16 protein-coding genes are annotated in these 18,123 nt (G+C 30.1%); all 16 read right to left on the reverse strand.

The genetic code is table 11. The features are described from left to right. Positions 1 to 191: 191 nt before the first annotated feature. Positions 192 to 1,295, reverse strand: a complete 1,104-nt coding sequence (gene ychF, locus K324_RS0111405; RefSeq protein ID WP_026749241.1) for a redox-regulated ATPase YchF — start codon at positions 1,293 to 1,295, stop codon at positions 192 to 194. A 24-nt stretch (positions 1,296 to 1,319) separates the two neighbouring features. Beyond that, positions 1,320 to 1,853 carry a uracil-DNA glycosylase gene (locus K324_RS0111410; RefSeq protein WP_026749242.1) on the reverse strand — a complete coding sequence of 178 codons (534 nt, stop codon included), beginning with the start codon at positions 1,851 to 1,853 and terminating at the stop codon, positions 1,320 to 1,322. A 30-nt stretch (positions 1,854 to 1,883) separates the two neighbouring features. Next, positions 1,884 to 2,708: an MBL fold metallo-hydrolase gene (locus tag K324_RS0111415; protein ID WP_248615398.1), complete on the reverse strand. Its 825-nt coding sequence runs from the start codon at positions 2,706 to 2,708 to the stop codon at positions 1,884 to 1,886. Positions 2,709 to 2,725: 17 nt separating this feature from the next. After that, positions 2,726 to 3,163 carry a hypothetical protein gene (locus tag K324_RS0111420; protein WP_026749244.1) on the reverse strand — a complete coding sequence of 146 codons (438 nt, stop codon included), beginning with the start codon at positions 3,161 to 3,163 and terminating at the stop codon, positions 2,726 to 2,728. A gap of 167 nt (positions 3,164 to 3,330) precedes the next feature. Next, positions 3,331 to 4,452: a ribosome biogenesis GTPase YqeH gene (gene yqeH / locus K324_RS0111425; protein ID WP_036095726.1), complete on the reverse strand. Its 1,122-nt coding sequence runs from the start codon at positions 4,450 to 4,452 to the stop codon at positions 3,331 to 3,333. Positions 4,453 to 4,508: 56 nt separating this feature from the next. Next, positions 4,509 to 5,621, reverse strand: a complete 1,113-nt coding sequence (locus K324_RS0111430) for a tyrosine-type recombinase/integrase (RefSeq protein ID WP_026749246.1) — start codon at positions 5,619 to 5,621, stop codon at positions 4,509 to 4,511. A 189-nt stretch (positions 5,622 to 5,810) separates the two neighbouring features. Next, complete coding sequence (topA, locus tag K324_RS0111435; protein ID WP_026749247.1) at positions 5,811 to 8,204, reverse strand: type I DNA topoisomerase; 2,394 nt, start codon at positions 8,202 to 8,204, stop codon at positions 5,811 to 5,813. A gap of 492 nt (positions 8,205 to 8,696) precedes the next feature. After that, positions 8,697 to 9,788 carry a DNA-processing protein DprA gene (gene dprA, locus K324_RS0111440; RefSeq protein ID WP_026749248.1) on the reverse strand — a complete coding sequence of 364 codons (1,092 nt, stop codon included), beginning with the start codon at positions 9,786 to 9,788 and terminating at the stop codon, positions 8,697 to 8,699. Between the two features lie 18 nt (positions 9,789 to 9,806). Beyond that, positions 9,807 to 10,496, reverse strand: a complete 690-nt coding sequence (locus K324_RS0111445) for a tetratricopeptide repeat protein (protein ID WP_026749249.1) — start codon at positions 10,494 to 10,496, stop codon at positions 9,807 to 9,809. A gap of 198 nt (positions 10,497 to 10,694) precedes the next feature. After that, positions 10,695 to 12,083, reverse strand: coding sequence for an asparagine--tRNA ligase (asnS, locus tag K324_RS0111450; protein ID WP_026749250.1), 1,389 nt, complete (start codon positions 12,081 to 12,083; stop codon positions 10,695 to 10,697). A gap of 425 nt (positions 12,084 to 12,508) precedes the next feature. Then, positions 12,509 to 13,132 (reverse strand): Dna2/Cas4 domain-containing protein, encoded by a 624-nt coding sequence (locus K324_RS0111455; RefSeq protein ID WP_026749251.1) that lies wholly within the window; start codon positions 13,130 to 13,132, stop codon positions 12,509 to 12,511. Positions 13,133 to 13,146: 14 nt separating this feature from the next. Next, positions 13,147 to 13,437: a CRISPR-associated endonuclease Cas2 gene (gene cas2, locus K324_RS0111460; protein WP_026749252.1), complete on the reverse strand. Its 291-nt coding sequence runs from the start codon at positions 13,435 to 13,437 to the stop codon at positions 13,147 to 13,149. Between the two features lie 57 nt (positions 13,438 to 13,494). Then, on the reverse strand, positions 13,495 to 14,466 hold the full coding sequence (gene cas1 / locus K324_RS0111465) for a CRISPR-associated endonuclease Cas1 (protein WP_026749253.1): 972 nt from the start codon (positions 14,464 to 14,466) through the stop codon (positions 13,495 to 13,497). A gap of 123 nt (positions 14,467 to 14,589) precedes the next feature. Next, a complete protein-coding gene (locus tag K324_RS0111470) occupies positions 14,590 to 15,198 on the reverse strand; it encodes an EcsC family protein (RefSeq protein WP_036095730.1) in 609 nt (202 codons plus the stop codon). Positions 15,199 to 15,754: 556 nt separating this feature from the next. Further along, on the reverse strand, positions 15,755 to 16,138 hold the full coding sequence (csx20, locus tag K324_RS0111475) for a CRISPR-associated protein Csx20 (RefSeq protein ID WP_026749255.1): 384 nt from the start codon (positions 16,136 to 16,138) through the stop codon (positions 15,755 to 15,757). A gap of 20 nt (positions 16,139 to 16,158) precedes the next feature. Then, positions 16,159 to 18,060 carry a hypothetical protein gene (locus K324_RS0111480; protein WP_169720585.1) on the reverse strand — a complete coding sequence of 634 codons (1,902 nt, stop codon included), beginning with the start codon at positions 18,058 to 18,060 and terminating at the stop codon, positions 16,159 to 16,161. Between the last annotated feature and the right edge of the window lie 63 nt (positions 18,061 to 18,123).

Genomic DNA, 18,123 nt, shown 5'->3' on the forward strand with positions numbered 1-18,123 from the left:
AAGGGCTATTTAAGGGAAAAAATCAAAAAAAGAATTTTTGAAAGTTAATTTTACTGCTTTTTCTTAAACAAGTATTATATTTTACAAAAATATTACAGTGCAAAAAAGAGAATTTTTAAAACAAAAAAATGCTCAAAAATTTAATCTAATTTTAGATAACCTATTTCTGAACACTTTCTCTATTTCAATTTTTATACATTAAATCTAAAGAACATTACATCCCCATCCTGCACAATGTACTCTTTCCCTTCCAGTCTCATTGCACCTTTCTCTTTTGAACCATTCCATCCATTTAGTTCGATAAATTTGTCAAAAGATACAACTTCAGCTCTGATAAATCCTTTTTCAATGTCTGTGTGAATTTCACTGGCTGATTTTTGGGCGTTTGTTCCTTGTTTTATTGTCCAAGCTCTTACTTCTTTTACTCCAGCGGTAAAGTATGTGATTAGTCCTAATAATTTGAATCCTGCCCTAATTAGTCTGTTTAGGCTTGGTTCTTTTATCCCTAATTCGTCAATGAACATTTGTCTTTCTTCTTCATCTTCGATTTCAATTAGTTCCGCTTCCACTTTTGCTGAAAAAGTTACTACTTCGCTATCGTATTGTTTTGCAAATTCACGCACTTTTTTTACATAGTCATTTTCAATTCCAGCTGTCAAGTCCTCTTCTGAAATGTTTGCAGCAAACATCATCGGTTTTACTGTCAAGAATTGATAAACTTTTATTAATTCCTCTTCCCTTTGAGTAAATTCCAATGTTTTTAACAATTTAAATTCTTCCAGATGAACTTTACATCTTTCAAGAACTGCCACTAATTCTTTCCCTTCTGCGTTTCCTCCACGAGCCAGCTTCTGATTCTTCTGAATTGCCCTTTCAACTGTGTCTAAGTCAGCAAAAATCAATTCTGCATTAATCGTTTCAATATCTCTTATAGGATCAACGCTTCCTTCCACGTGAATAATATTGTCATCGTCAAAACATCTTACGACTTGACAAATTGCAGCTGTATTTCTGATATTGGATAAAAACTGGTTTCCTAGCCCTTCTCCTTTTGACGCACCTTTTACAAGCCCTGCGATGTCTACGAACTCAACTGTTGCTCCAACTGTTCTTTCTGGATTAACAACTTTCTCCAAGTCCTTTAGTCTTGGATCAGGAACACTTACAAGTCCTACATTTGGCTCAATTGTTGCAAATGGGTAATTTGCAGCCTCTGCATTTTGTGTTTTTGTTATTGCGTTAAACAATGTTGATTTTCCTACGTTTGGTAATCCTACAATTCCTATTCCTATCATTCTTTTTTTATTTCCTTTCTTCTTTTATAATTTTTCCAAAATTTTTATCAATTTCCATTTTTCCTTATCTGTCGCTTTAAACAAATAGGAAATATCGTAAATCGGTACAACCTTAATTTCTCCATAAAAATCGAACACTTTCCCAACCAAATCCTTTATATCCTCTTTTTCTACATCCTCCAAAAGTGATTTAGTTGCCCTTTCACCTACTGTTACAATGTACTTTGGATTAATTAAGGCAATTTGTGCGACAAGAAACTCGTGGCATTTTGAAATACTATCCTTTTCAATTAAATTACTATGTGAGCTGCATTTTGTAAGAGTCGTAAAATAACACTTCTTCAAATCCAGTTTTGAATATTCCAAAAATTTTTTAAAATATTTTCCATTTCTGTTGATCAAAAGTTTCTGCTTTACATCCTCTTCCTCGCTTATGTTATCCAGCACAAACAAAATTTCCGCCTTTTTATTCCCTTCCCCGACAATTGGATTAATCCGAGTTTTTTCCAAAATACATCTAGCACAAATGTCGATTTCCAATTTCAAGTCATTCCACATAACTTTTTCCTTATTCTTTATTCTAATATTCTATATTTTATAAATTTCCGTTCCTTCTTCATTAATAATTTCGATTTCCAGATGGCTTTTATTTTCCCGCTCCAAAATTTGATACAGCGAATTATAAGCCAATTCTGGAGTATTGTTATCCTTGCTTATGTGCATTAGATAAATTTTTTTCAATTTTTCATTAAGCACCTGCCCAATTAACTTTGATGCTTCTGAATTTGACAAATGTCCATTTCTTCCCTTTACACGATTTTTCAATTCCCAGTGATAAGGGCCTGTCATCAGCATATTATAGTCGTAATTGCTTTCCAATACAATTACATCGCTATTTTTCAAATTTTCCTTAATAATATTGTTCACACAGCCAACATCACTAGCATATGACAATTTTTTCCCTTCATATTCAAATGTATAACCCAAACATTTTTCAGCATCGTGCATTACTTCAAAATTATTTATCACACAGTTATCAATTACAGTTTTTTCATCCCTTATAAAATTCAAATTCTTTTTCTCAATTTTTCCAATTTTGTCTTTAATTACATTATAAGTTACTTCGTGAAGATAAATCGGAATATCGTATTTTCGCGAAACAACACCCAGCCCCTGAATATGATCAGAATGCTCATGTGTCACAAATATTCCCATTATATCCTCAATTCTTTTTTCAATATTATTCAATTTTTCTACAATTTTTTTGCCACTAAATCCTGCATCTATAAGAAATTTCTTATTTCCCATCTCAATATAGCTTGAATTTCCGCTACTTCCACTTCCCAAACTTGAAAATTTCATTTTTTTTACTAATCTTCTTTCTAATCGAGTTTCTTTGTTTAACTCCCCCATTTTTTTACTTCATAATTTTAAATATTTGGTGAAATTGTCCCCTTTAACTGATCGTAAACCCATCCACCCTTTTTATCCTTTTTCGTTACAATTCTGTTGCTTCTCTCCCTCGAATCCTTTATACTTTCAGGAATTTCATAGATTTTATCACTTCCATAAAAAGTCCCAAAATTATATACTCCATCCGAACTTTTTACATTTTGCAAACTATCTTCAAATCCTGCCAAATTTGGATTAGTGCCTGTCTTTTCACTAAATCTTTTCACTGCGTTCTGCAATTTTACTGTTTCTACCTGAATATCAGCAGTTATAAGTTTATCCACTTTTCTTGAAAATAAAATCATAACATTAAATATTGCAATAAATACAATCACAAGAAAAGTTATAACACGAAGAGCAATTTTTCTAGTCATTCTTGCCCCGTTATTTCCATAATAATCGTTATCAAAAGCCATTTCCTCGCATGAAATTTACAAAATTCTTAATTTTATAATTATAATAATGTAAAAAATCACGCTCTCCTTCCTTCAGATTCTTTTTATTTCAAATTTTATATTTTTTCTATTTTACTTTTTCAAAATCAAACTTTCAATAAATTCAAGTTTCCAATAACTTCTTAAATCTATTTTTTATTTCTAAAAATTGACGGCCTAACAATTACTTTCACATTTTTAGGAACTTCCAACTGTACCTTTAACGGCCCTCTTTTAACATTTATCCATCCCAGCCCTGCAATTACAAGTTCCTCATTTTCTTCAATTTCCACTTCGTGAGTTACAAATTCATTTTGAAAATATTTTTCTTTTTCATCTTCTTGTAAAATTTCAAAGTAATCTCCACTTAACAGGGCTTCCACTCTTTCCTCACGAGCCACGTGAAACTTCACACTTTTTGAAGCATACGCAGAAAAAATAGGCTTGCTTCCACTTTCTAAAAGTTCATTTCCAAGTATTTTAAATCTGCAGAAAACATCAAACATAAATACCTGATTTTCTTCAAGTTTAAAAGTTTTTCGGGAAATTTCTCCAGCTGGCACTAGCTTTAATCCATTTTCTACACTAATTAAATCAGAAATTCTCCCATCTGGAATAAGTCCAGGTGTGTCAATTATCGTAATTTCACTATTTGGAATTTTATTGTTAATTGATTTTAAAGTAGTTCCAGAATATTTAGAAGTTGTTATTTTGTTGTTTCCAAGAAGTAAATTTATAACTGATGATTTTCCAACATTTGAAACTCCAAGCACAGTTGCCTTTACTTTTTTGTTATGAAAAATATTTTTAATTTTTCTGATTATTCCATTTACTCCGTATTTATTTTTAGCACTAATAAAGGCAATATCATCAGGTACAATGTCCTCTTCTGCAAGCCTGTCCTTTACCCAGTTGGAAATTTCAGTTGGATGTATGAAGTCAGGCAGCAAATCTATTTTGTTAATTAAAATTATAGATCTGTAATCTCTTAGATAATCCAAGATTTCCTCAGTAAATGAACCTTCAAAGTCAATAATATCAAAAATTGGAAGTATTATATCAGATTTTTTTACACATTCATTTACTTCCTTCAAATAATCTTCCCTGCTAAAATTATTTACAAGATTTTCCCCATAATTTTTAATTTTAAAACATCTCTGACAAAGTAAATTATCCTCTGTTATAAATTTCTCTTCAGGAACATATCCTTCCTTATTTTTATCTTCAAACTGCAGTTCAATTCCGCAACCGCTACATTTTTTTATAATCAAAATTTCCTCCTATTTTCTCATTCCTTTTACATTAAAATTCAATCCAATCAAATCCATTATTCCTTAGCCAACGGGTGAGTGTTCATATAAATATCCCGCAAGAACGCCTTGCTCACGTGTGTGTAAACCTGTGTTGTAGCAATACTGCTATGCCCAAGCAATTCCTGTAAATATCGGATATCCACGCCGTTATTCAAAAGTTCCGTTGCAAATGAATGCCTAAATACATGCGGTGTTATTTCCTTTTGTATCCCAGCTTCGTGTGCATGTGCCGAAATAAGCCTTCTTAGCGAACGTGTCGTCAATTTTTTCCCTTTACTGTTTACAATCAGCACTTCCCTGGTGTAATTCTCATATTGCCTTTTCTTTTCCTCAATGTACTTTATCAGCCATTTCTTAGCATTTTCACTAAAAAAAGTTATCCGCTCCTTATCCCCTTTTCCAATAACCCTAATTTCCCGCTCTTCAATATCAATCATAAATTCACTCAAATTAATGAGTTCCATTGAACGAAGTCCACTAGAATAAAGCAGTTCAATAATCAACCTATCTCTAATCCCAGTAATTTTCTCCGTACTTATAACATGCCTCAAACTATTCAAATCATCCCTGTTCAATACATTCGGCAATTCCTTCTCAAATTTTGGAACATTTATATAAGCCGCCTTGTTCGTTTCAATTACCTTTATTTCCTGAAGATATTTGAAAAATGTCCTAAGTGCTGAAATTTTCCTGTTTATAGTTCTTTTAGACACAGGCTTAACACTTATTTTTTTATTTATTTCTTCCATATCTTCAATGCTTTTTATATTGTCAATCTTTGATTCTGTATCATCAATTTCGGTATTTTCAAGGTTTTTCCGTGAATCCTTTTTTTTCTTATCTTCCTCTTTAGCTAGTCTTTGCGGAGAATTTAAATACGCAATAAAGGATCTGAATGTCATCATTTCAATTTCTTCAAAATTATGAATTTCTTCATATTCATCCAGATATTCCATAAACTGCAGTAAATCCCGCCGATAACTTCTAATCGTATTAAAGCTCTTCCCAAGAATAACCTCTTCGTAATACAAGAATTTATCCACATACATCACAAGATTTTCATTTCTTATATTGTCTTTATTTCCAATGTCCTTTTCTTTCTCAACGTCTTTGTCACTATTATTCATTAAAACTTCTCCATTTATTATAACACATATCATTCACAGCAATACAAATTAATTCACTTTTTTATTTAAAAAAATATCTAAAATCATACTTAAAATCTATGACAATCTGTATTATTCAATTTATTAGTCCGATAATAAAAAATGAAATAACTTTAAACTTATATTTTAATAAATTAATTATTTTTTCTGCTATTTAGATTTCTTCACTGTAGATTTTTTAGTTGTCGTTGTCTTTTTAGCCTTTCTAGATGTAGATTTTGCTTTAGTTGCTGTTTTTGCTGTTTTTTTAGTCGCTTTTTTTGTAGTTTTCTTAGTTTTTTCCTCTTTTTCAGTCACTCTTGTAACTTTCCCGGTTTTTATATTTTTTATCGTTTTACACTCTGGATAGCCTGTACAAGCCAAAAATTTTCCAAATCTTCCAGTTTTTATTTCATACGGTTTTCCGCAAAATTCACATGTTCCTGCTTCTTCTATTATTTTTCTGTCAATTTCGTAAAGCCGCTTCATTTCATCGCTTATTTGCAATACTCCATCCAGCTCTATTACAGCACCTTTTTTATATTTTTGCTTCAATTCAACTGGCAACGACATTCTTTTTTCATCTTTTTCGTAATTTTCACTTTCAAGATATTCTCCAAATCGCCCAACTTTCAGTACATATCTATTTCCAGCTTCATCAAAATAATCAGTCAAAATTCCTTTTTTATTATTTTGAAGTTTCTCAACTTCCTCTTTTACAAAAATTTCTCCCTTTTTAATAGCCTCAGGCGATACTGCGATTCCCTTTAACGAAATTTTTTCCTTCTCATTTGATTCACTAATCAAGTATTTTCCATAAAGTCCAGTTTTTAAAACCATAGGATTGCCCTCAGAATCCAGTACATCCGACACAATTCTACGATTTTTTATTTTGTCAATTTCCTTCTCAAACTTGTCAATATCCTTTTCCAGCGAATCATAAAAAGTTCTCAAAAGCTGTATCCACTCAACTGTCCCTTCCTCAACCTTATCCAGCTCCTTTTCCATATTCGCCGTAAATTTCACGTTCATAATGTCCTTAAAGTTCTTGACAAGCTCATCCTTTACTTCATATCCCAAATAAGTTGGATAAAAACGTTTTTCAATAAGTTCCACATATTCCCTTGCTTTCAGCGTTTCAACAATTGAAGCATAAGTTGATGGACGCCCAATCCCCTCTGATTCCAGTTTTTTTACAAGTGTTGCTTCTGAAAATCTTGTAGGTGCTTTTGTTATTCCTTCTTCTATATTCAATTTATCTATCGGATGAACATTGCCTTCCTTTAATTCTGGAAAATCCCCAGTCTTAATTTCATCCTCATCTTTAAAAATCTTGTAATACCCATCAAAAATTACCTTGTTAATCGTCCCACGGAAACTGTAATCTCCATTCACGGCATTAATCTGCATCTGTTCATACTGCATTGCCGCAAACTGTGAAACCAGAAATCTGTCCCAAATCAATTTATACAATCTGTACTGTTCATTTGTCAAATAAACCTTTATATCATCTGGAACTAAATTAATATCAGACGGACGGATTCCTTCGTGGGCATCCTGAACATTTGATTTTGAATTTTTTACAATATATTTTCCTACATATTTTTCACCATAGTTCTTTGTAATATAATCTTTTGCCATATTTAAGGCGTCAACGGAAATTCTTGTAGAATCTGTTCTCATATATGTTATAAGCCCTTTGTTTTCACCATTAATGGCAAGCCCTTCATACAGCTGTTGTGCTATTCTCATCGTTTTACTCGCACCATACCCAAGATATGATGAAGCAAGCTGCTGCAAGGTACTTGTCTTAAATACAAGCGGCGGCCTTTGAGATTTTTTCTTAATTTCTATTTTCTCAAGCGTCAACGATTCATTTTTTAAGTCTTTTTCCAATTTTTTTACAACTTTTTCATCAAATATTTTATCTACTTTGTCGTTTGCAATTTTTACTAAATTAAGATTAATATTTTTTTCAATTAATGCACTTACTTCCCAATATTTCTGTGGCACAAACGCATTTATCTCATCTTCCAAGTCACAAATCAATTTTAACGCAACTGACTGAACACGTCCAGCACTGGCATTACGATTAATTATTTTCCACAAAAGCGGACTTATCTTATACCCCACAATTCTATCAAGCAATCTTCTAGCCTGCTGTGCATTCACAAGATTGTCATTAATATCCCTCGGATTCTTAATCGCATTATTTACAGCCGTCTTCGTTATTTCATTAAACTCAATCCTTTTTACTTTATCAGGCTGCTTAATATAATTAGAAATGTGCCAAGCTATCGCTTCCCCTTCCCTATCCTGATCCGATGCCAGGTAAACAGCGTTTGCGCTTTTCGCTTTTTCCTTTAATTTCTTTAAAACCTCACCTTTCCCTTTTATAACCTTATATTGAGGCTCAAAATTATTTTCTACATCTATTCCAATTTTTGTTTTTGGTAAATCTATCACATGTCCGTAAGATGCAACAACTTCATAATTTCTACCAAGTATCTTTTCAATGGTTTTTGCTTTTGACGGTGACTCAACAATAACTAACTTTTTAGCCAACTCTATTTTCTCCTTATTTCTTTCTCTATTTATATATTGTATTTATTTATTTTTGAATTATTTTGATTAATGATTATCATTTCTATAATTTCTATTTTTCTTCTTTTTACAAAGCAAGGGAAATCAATCGCCATTTCCCTTTATTTCGCAGTAACAGTTATTTTAACATATTTAACTGACTACTACTTAAAGATAATAGCGAAAGTGCTACGCACTATCCCTGGCTTGTCTAAGCATTTTTATTTTTTAAACAGAATCTGACATGAATTAATATCCGTCGGAGCATTTTTCTGTGCTGGCAAAACTGTCTGAGCATAGCGAGTTTTTTGCCAGTGCAGGAAAATGTCGTAGACTAGCCATAGGTTGTAGGATTTGCGGCAATGAGCAATCCTACGAAAATAAAAAATAAAAAAATTGAATGATTATGAATTAACTATTGAAAACTCCATTATAAAAATTTATTCTCGTTTTTAAACGGGGTTTAGTATTGAATTACACTATCCTTATATACTTTGCCCCATTTGTTTCTGTAATTAATCCTCTAATTTTTAAACTCATAATTATTGAAAATAATTTATTTTTCTCTATTTTTTCTTTTACATTTTGTAGTATTTGCTCAAAACTTACTTCTTCCATTATTGTTTCAAATACAATTTTTTCTTCTTCTGTCAGTTTTTGTAATTTACTTTTTTCTTTTTTTATATCCCACAAAAATTCTTCGGCAATGTCATTTCCACAGGTTGCCAATTTTGCTTTACTATTTTTTATTAAATTATTACAACCTTCAAAAGATGGATAATTTATGAATCCTGGCACGGCAAAAACTTCACGGTTCATGCTAAAAGCCAATTCCGCTGTGATTAATGCACCGCCTTTTTTAAAACTTTCGGCTACTAGGACTCCATCTGACATTCCTGCTATAATTCGGTTTCTTCTGGGAAAAGTCCATCTTGTAGGCTGTGTTCCTAGCGGATACTCACTTATAAGCGTTCCAATTTCACCTATTCTTTCCCATAAATCCCGATTTTCATATGGATAAACTACATCCAGCCCTGTTCCTACCACTGATACAACTTCTATTTCCTTGTCCAGTGCAGTTTTTAGTGCGATTGTATCTATTCCATCAGCAAGTCCACTAATTACTGTTACATCATAATTTGCAAGTTCGTTCACGATTTTTTCACAGGCTGTTTTTCCAAATTTTGTGGCTCGCCGTGTTCCTACAACTCCGATATTTCGTTTATTGTCTACTGAAATTTTACCTTTATCAATTTTTATTTTATCATAGTCCTGTAACTTTTTTCCCTTTAAATACAAAAAGACTGGAAAATCCTTTATTTCCTTTAGTTTTTTTGGATATTCCTTATCATTTGCACTAATTATTCTTACTCTGTTTCGTTCATAAAGCTCTAATCTTGCTTTCAAATCAATTTTCATTGCTTCTTCCAGCTGGCTTTTTAACTCATCATTAAACAATTTAAAATTTTCTTCATAAAATAATTCTTCAAAATCTTGAAAAATTAACATAAGTTTTTTTATATGGGCATTTTTCATCCCATATTCCTTTAATCTAAGCCATTCCACAATAATCCCCCCTATTTTTTATCTTGAACCAGCTAATATTTCATTTAATACTGCGATTTCCTTTTTTACTTCGTCATTAGAATATTTTGAATTATAATCTCGTAAGTATCCTAATGCTTTTGAAAAATCCCCTTTTGATTTATAGGCAATGCCTATCCCAAGTTTTGCTTCCGCCTGATTTTCATCCTGTGATAAAATTCTAGTGTAATAGTCGATTGACTTCTCGTTATCCCCCATTAGTCGTGAACCAATCGCAATTACATACATTACAGGAATATCAGGTGCTTCATCTTTTAATGCCAGATTTACTGCTTTTTCGTAAAGTCCATCACGAAAGTAAAGCTGTGCCATTCTGAATGTAGCTGATGAGCTTTTTTTGGCAAGTGTGGCATTTTCGTAATTTGCATAGGAATTGTATTTTGCCTCAGTTGATATGTCCTCAGTCTGTGTTGCGGGCATAGTTCCTGTGTCAACTGTCTTTTTTTCCTCTTTAGGCTTGCTTTTTTCGCTTCCCTGCTCAAGTGCCTTTCTTGTATTGTCATCAGCTTCGGTTGTTGGCGGTACTGCCGGTGTTCTTTCCTCTTCAACAGTTGTCGCATCTCCACCATTATTAGTCCCTATGTTTTCTGCAATATAGTAGTTTGCCTTTACTACAGTTGTAAAGGAAAGTAGTAACATCCCCATTATTATTCGTCTTAATTTCTCCATTTTTCCCTCCTGACTACATAATTTTAATATTATATAACATCTAAAATCAAATAAATTTATTTAATCAAAAATTTTAATTTCAGATTTCAAAGTGTTCTCCTTAAATTATACACAAAAAACACACCTCTTATATTTGTCTTTTCTTTGAATATAATTTTAATATTTTGTCAAGCTGAATTTGAGGAATCAAAGATTAAATTAGAATTCCAAATTTTTAGTTGTTCTCGGGAACGGAATTACGTCTCTTATATTAGTCATTCCAGTAATATACATAAGCATTCTGTCAAACCCAAGTCCAAATCCTGAATGTGGCACACTTCCATATTTTCTCAAGTCCAAGTACCACCAGTAATCTTCTTCTTTTAATCCCATTTCGTGAATTTTTCCTAAAAGAACATCATAGTCATCTTCCCTTTGGCTTCCACCTACAATTTCTCCAATTCCTGGTGCTAGTAAGTCAACCGCTCTTACAGTTTTTCCATCTTCATTTAATTTCATATAAAATGCTTTTATATCTTTTGGATAGTCTGTTACAAATACTGGCTTTTTAAAGTGTTTTTCTGCCAAGTATCTCTCATGTTCAGTCTGCAAGTCAATTCCCCATTCAACTTCATACTCAAATTTCTGATCAGCCTTTTTCAAAATTTCGATAGCTTCTGTATAAGTGATTCTACCAAATTCATTATTTACCAAAGTGTCGAGTCTGTTAAACAAATCCTTGTCTACAAACTGGTTAAAAAATTCCATTTCTTCCTTAGCATTTTCCCTTACATAAGTTACAATGTATTTTATCATTTCCTCAATAATATCCATATTTACATCCAAATCTGCAAATGCAATTTCAGGCTCCATCATCCAAAATTCTGCAGCGTGTTTTGGAGTATTAGATTTCTCAGCCCTGAATGTAGGCCCAAAAGTATATGTATTTTTAAACGCTGTCGCAAATGTTTCAACATTTAACTGCCCACTTACCGTAAGATTTGCCTCTTTTCCAAAGAAATCCTGCTTAAAGTCAATGCTTCCATTTTCTGTTTTTGGAACATTATTTATATCAAGTGTCGTAAGCCTAAACATTTCTCCAGCACCTTCCGCATCACTTCCAGTAATTATTGGAGTTTGAACATACACAAAGTTCTTTTCCTGAAAAAATTTATGAATTGCATAAGACAAAATTGAACGCACTCTGAAAGTTGCAAAAAACGCATTAGTTCTAGGACGTAAATGTGCAATTGTTCTCAAAAATTCAAAGCTGTGTCTTTTATTTTGCAACGGATAATCTGAATCAGCTTTTTGATATACAGAAATTTTTGTTGCCTTAATTTCATAATCCTGCCCTTTCCCCAATGATTCCACTGCAATTCCTGTAACTTTAATAGAAGTCGAAATTGTAAGTTTAGAAATTTCCTCAAAATTTTCCAGCCCTTCTTCAAACACAACTTGTATCCCCGTAAAAAAAGTTCCGTCATTCAGCTCAATAAACCCAAAGTTCTTCTGACTTCTAATCTTTTTCACCCATCCATTAATTTCAATTTCTTTTCCTAAATACTCTTTTGTATTTTTTTGAAGTTCTCTTAATTCTAATAACATATATTTCTGTATGAAAAATTATAACAATTTTTACAAAATTCACACAGCTCCTTTCTTTAATTTTTATTCTATAAATTTTTATTTATTCTTCTATATTTTCATATTATAACACAAATTCCTATATATTTTAATATTAAATTTGAAAATTTGTTTCATAGTAAATTTTGGTATATTGTATAATTAAGTGCAACATCTAAAATATATTAAAAAAACATAGTAAAAATAATATACTAATATCTTCCACAAAATTTAGAAAGAATCATTCTTACTATGCTTAATAATAATAACACGACTTTAAAGAAATATCGCTATAAATATTTAATTCCTTCTGATAAATGAAGAAGAAAAAATCAACTATAATTCAATTGCACAATTTTATTGAAATACTCTCCATTCTTTTTGTATTTTTTCCACTTTTTCAGTTATTATCTTCCACATATTTTTTTATAATAACAATCTCTGCATTTTGTCCCACCTTCTACTTCCAACGGATATCGTTCTGTTTTTATCAATTCCAATATTTGAGCAATTTGTCGTTTTATTATTTCAAAATCTTTAGTTGCATATTCTATTTTTTTCAATGACAATCCATCCAAAAATAATATATAGCCTCTTTGAGATTCAATTTTATAATTCTCTTCAATCAACATAGAAAACATTGCCATTAGATATTTGTATTTTTTGTCTTCTCTTGCGGTATATTTTGAATTGTAATAATAAAGCGGAACTATTGTTTCATCTTGTAAATAAAGTATTTCATCTATTTTTCCATAAAAATGATATTTTTCTGAATACAGTTCCTTGTAAAATTCTTTATTTTCCCACTGTGACAAGTTATTTATGTCCTTTTTTCTTAACTTTAATCTTTCCCAAATCCACTTTCTATTTATACTTCCTTTTCCTTCCATCCGTTTTTCTTCTTTCCTTTTAAAATCATCCATTTTATTCCCAAACACCTTCAACACTTCTTCGTAATATATTATTCTAGGACAATAAACGTAATCTATAACTTGAAAAATTGATATTCCTTGATTTTTACTGATATCCATTTACTTTCACCTCTTTAAAAAAATAGCACTGGTTTTTCATCTTGAACAATATCTTTCTCAAAGGCAAGTCCCAGTAATGTCGCTTTTTTATAATCTGCATCACACACTGGAAAAATATATACCGAATCTTCCCTCAAATCAATAACTTTTTTACTTTCTTTTATAATCTGATCTATTTCATCCTTTTCTATATTTCCCAGAAATACTGATTTCTGAACTCTGTATAATCCATGCTTTTGTGCTATCTTAATTAATCTGCTTCTATTTCTGTCATCTGTTATATCATATATGAACCACGTCATCATTTTTAATCACCTGCTTAACGTATTTTTAAATTTACGCAATTTAATTTATTAACAATTTTATTTTGATATTAAACGATTTGCCAATTCGTGACATTCAAACTGTAATTTATCCAAATTTGATATATTTCTATTGTTATACCGCACCTTTTTTTCCAATCTGTTATAAAAACTTTCCACCAAAACTTTTTTCCCATCGCCTGCTAATGTAACACCGTCCCCTTCTCTTTTGAAAAAATATTTTTGGACTCTCTTTTGGGTAAAAAGCGAAAATACTGTTCTGCTAGCTAAATGTCTGTAACCTTCAATAATATCAAAAACAAGCGATTTTTTCCCGTAATTATCTGTATGGATTATTCCAATGTAAGGATCTAATCCTGCGATTATGCAGGCTTTTTCAACTTTACTATACAATATTCCAAAAGCGTAATTTAACATTGCATTAAATTCATCTTCGGCTGGATGCATACTTCTTTTTTCAAATTTAAATTCTTTTGGCATCAATTCTGACAATGTTTGATAGTATATTTTCGCCGCATTTCCTTCATATCCCATCAAAGTCCCTCTTTTTGCACTCACATCGCCTTCCACCAATTTTATTTGATAAATATATTTTTTCATTTCCTTTATTTTTTCATCTAAAAATTGCTTTTTTGCTTCTCTTTTTATTTTCAAATCTTCCAAATGCTCTGCACAATTTTTAATATTTTGTATTAATATCTGTTTTGCTATCTCAATCCCTTTTTGAGTCCCAAATATTTCCAGCTGTTTTCTTCTTATGTTAGCAGTCGAACCAAATTTACTTTGCCAAAATCTCCCATAAGGATTTCCAAAATCATCAACAATCACTATATCTATATTATTTTCAACTGCCAATCTTATCACATCTGTCGTCAAAAAAATCCCTTTCGCCAGCACTAATGACTTTATTTTTTGCGGAGCCACCGCCACCTTTTTCTCACTCGTTGTTATCTCAAACAAATCATCCCTCTTTTTCACCATTGTCCCTAAATCTGTTATATATAGTTCCATAGCCTTTTATCCTTTCTTAGATAAGTTTTCAATTTTAAATTTATTTCCAAATTTGATTCCTATCCCTTTAAAGACTCTTTTTAAGAGTCTGAGTTACATTTGTCATTAATTTTTGCGATTACTTTACTTTTCTGAAAATACTTTTTTTGCTATATTCCCTATCGTTAATGTCATCCCTGTGTCAAATGCTCCACCAATTAATCCTCCTACAAATGGCATCATTTTCCCAATATTCACTAAACCTTTTTGCCCAAATTTTGTAACTAATCTGAATCCCACTTGCTGATTTATTTTTACTAATACTGCTACCGGAATCTTTTTTACTACTGCATTAACTGCCATTTTTTCGCCAATTTTTATTCCTACATTTTTTAATATATTTGTTGCGGAGCTTCCTGTTAAACATGTATAAGCTATTGTTCTTACTTGATCGCTGTAAATATCATACCCATTTATATATGCTATTGCGGCTATCATTCTCAATTGTACATAAATCACACTTGTTATATTTGCTGGTATTGCTACTGGTAACACTAATAATCCACCTAAGCCTGCTATAAATCCGTTTGTTCCACACAATACTGTTTGATATCCTATTAAATTGTCTATTGCTTTTTCTCTACTGCAACTTTGTCCTAAATAATCTTCTGCTAACTCCATAACTGTTCTTTCTCCTGGTAATACACCTTCTAACGAGCTGTCTAATAAGTTCATCATTTCTCTTTCTAACATAGGTAATCCTCCTGATATTTTATTTTTACAAGTTATATTACCATTTTCTTTTAACTCATTTTCTCGATTTAATAACTTATTTTTATTCACATTTAAAATGAGATTTTCTAACTTTTTCTTCTGAAATTTCCTTCACAAACTCTGCCAAATCGCTATCAATATTAATAAATCCTATTCCACCTGACTGATCATTCGTTAAATTTACAATCTCTCCTTTTCTATTGAATAAAATTTTTGATTATTTAAATTATATTTTCTAAAATCTAATCCTTATTTTTTACATTAATATCTTACCACTTCCATATAACCTATTTTTCTTTGTTTTTATCCCAAATTTTTCCTCTTTATTTTAATTTTACTTCTCAATTTAAAAAAATCTACTTTTTTGTTTAACTGTTTTTTATAAATAACTTATTCTTGTTTCTTTCATCTCTTTTTTACATCATAATTATAATTTATTTTTATAACTTATTTTTTTACAATATTAACCTTTTTTTCAAAAAAAGAAATTGCTCCAAAAAATTTGAAACAATTCTTTCACATTTCTTTAAATATTTTATTCATATTCAATAAATTTTACATGCTTAAAATAACTTATTTTCTTTACGTTTTCGCCATCTTTTATTTCTTCAACATTTCTTTCAGTATAACTATATACAGGAATTAATCCGTTTTCTATTGACCATTTTACAAGATTATAAGTATACCCCCAGTTGCCTTGTATCAAAATTATATCTTTCTTGCCGAAATTTTCTTTAACAAATTTTTTTATTTTTTCCAAATTTTCTTTGTAATCTTTTTTTATTGAAACATTTGACCACATATTTTGCAATTCTTCTGGCAAACTTTCGATTTGTTTTACTCCATATTCTTCAATTAATTCTTTTTCCTGATTTTCTGTTAATTGGTGTGAAAATACTAATAATACCTTTTTCTCCATAGTCCATCTCCTTTTGTTTTCTAAATTTTCCATTTATCTGAAATTCTTACTGAATAATCTTTTTTTGCATTATTCATTTCAATAAAATCTGGAATTTTAATTTCGATTTTTTTATTTTCATTTTTTGCTTCTTTTTTTAATTTTTCCTTTATCACTTCATTTATATTTTTAATTACATCTTTAAATTTAGTAATACTTTGATTTGGATTTTCAACTTTTTTAAAAATTTTTTCTATTTTATCACTTGTTACTGTACTATCATATCCTTTTATTTCTATTTCTCTCAATAATTCGTGTACTGGTTCATATTTAATAGGAACTTCAAAATTTCTTAATTTTAATATATTTTTCAAGCCTTTTTCTTCATTAAAATTTATTTTTAGAGTAAATGCTTCCAAATTATATTCAGATTTTATCGGTATTATTAAAATTCCATTTTTATAACTTAGACTATTTTCTAATATTTCTAACAATGTACTTTCCATATCATATTTTTTAATTTCTTCATAAAAATTATATTTCTTTGAGAACATCAATTTATAAATTTTTTCTAAAGAAATTTTTTTACTTTCTTTTTCTGATTCTTCTATATATTTTCTAATTTTTTCTTGTATATTGTCATCTATCTGGCTTTTTTTCATATCATTTACAATTCTTTCAAAATAAAAATACGGCTTATTCGTTAAAATTACATATTTAAATTTCAAATATATCATTATTTCTTCTAAAGAATCATCCCATTCTTCTCTGTCTTCTAAATCTATTCCATTTTCTTCACCCCTTCTAAAATCAGAGAAATTATTTTCAACGAAATCACTTTCTGATAATTTAAATTTGCTATCCTTTCCTTTTTTTCGACTAGAAAAAATCCAAACTAAATTTGCTAAATAAGCAACTCCCTTTTTAACTTTTGATATTTCCATATTACTAAACTCTCTGCTTTTTGCTAAAATTATATCCAAAAGTTTTTCAACATCTTCATAAAAATATTCAAAATTATTATATTTAATAATTTTATCTGCATTAAAAATTGTGTCCAATTCTTTATAAAAAAATGCCATATCATTATTTCCATTGATTTCATACAAATTTCCAACTGCTTCAAAATTTCCTCTTCGTATGCTATCATTAATTCTTGAATAAATTCTCGCCGATTCTTTTATCGGTTCCTTCATCAAACTCAACTTTGCTGATAATGCTATTCTTGGAGTTCCTCCGTTCTTATTCTCAACAAATTCATTTTCATTTATCATTGTATAACTGCTTAAAAATTTTTCATTCCAGTTTACTGCCTTTAATTGTCTTTCCACAGCAATTCTATAAAATGCAATTGAAATGGTTTTCATTCCCAAAGTCATATCCAAAATTGTACTGTCTTTATTTATTTTATTTTTTAAAACTAATTCTCTTAACTTTTTATAAGTTTCATCAACTGTCCTTCCATCAATTTCTACACCTTCTATTTTTTCATTAAATTTACAATTATTTTTGTAGCTTTCAAATTTATATTCAGTTTCTTTCGTATAAAATAAATAAATTTTTTCTATATTATCAAATATTCTCAAATCTTTTTCAAAAGGATATTCTTCCAACAAACTATTTTTTGGCGATAAACTAAATGCTGAAACTATAACCTTCACTTTATTTATATCTATTTCACCGCTTATTTTTTCTCTTTCTTTTTTTATTAAATCCTCGTAACCCCTCTCTAAAAATTTTTCTTCTTCAGGAATTACTTTTTGTTTTTTAGGTATCCATTTCTCTTCTCCGTTAATTATATTTTTTTCCTGTTTCGGAAAGTAATACTTTATCACTGTATCAAGCAAATTATCCGATACTTTTTCTTCTTCATTAAGTAATGTTCCTACCAATATTTTTCTCACTCTTTCTCTTAATTCATTTCTAGTAACTGTATTTCCCATTTTTCTTCTTGTCCTTTCCATTCTTTAATATTTTTCTTTTATAACAACCATATTGTATTTAAG

This window comes from Leptotrichia trevisanii DSM 22070 (assembly GCF_000482505.1).
In the GTDB taxonomy this organism is placed as follows: domain Bacteria; phylum Fusobacteriota; class Fusobacteriia; order Fusobacteriales; family Leptotrichiaceae; genus Leptotrichia; species Leptotrichia trevisanii.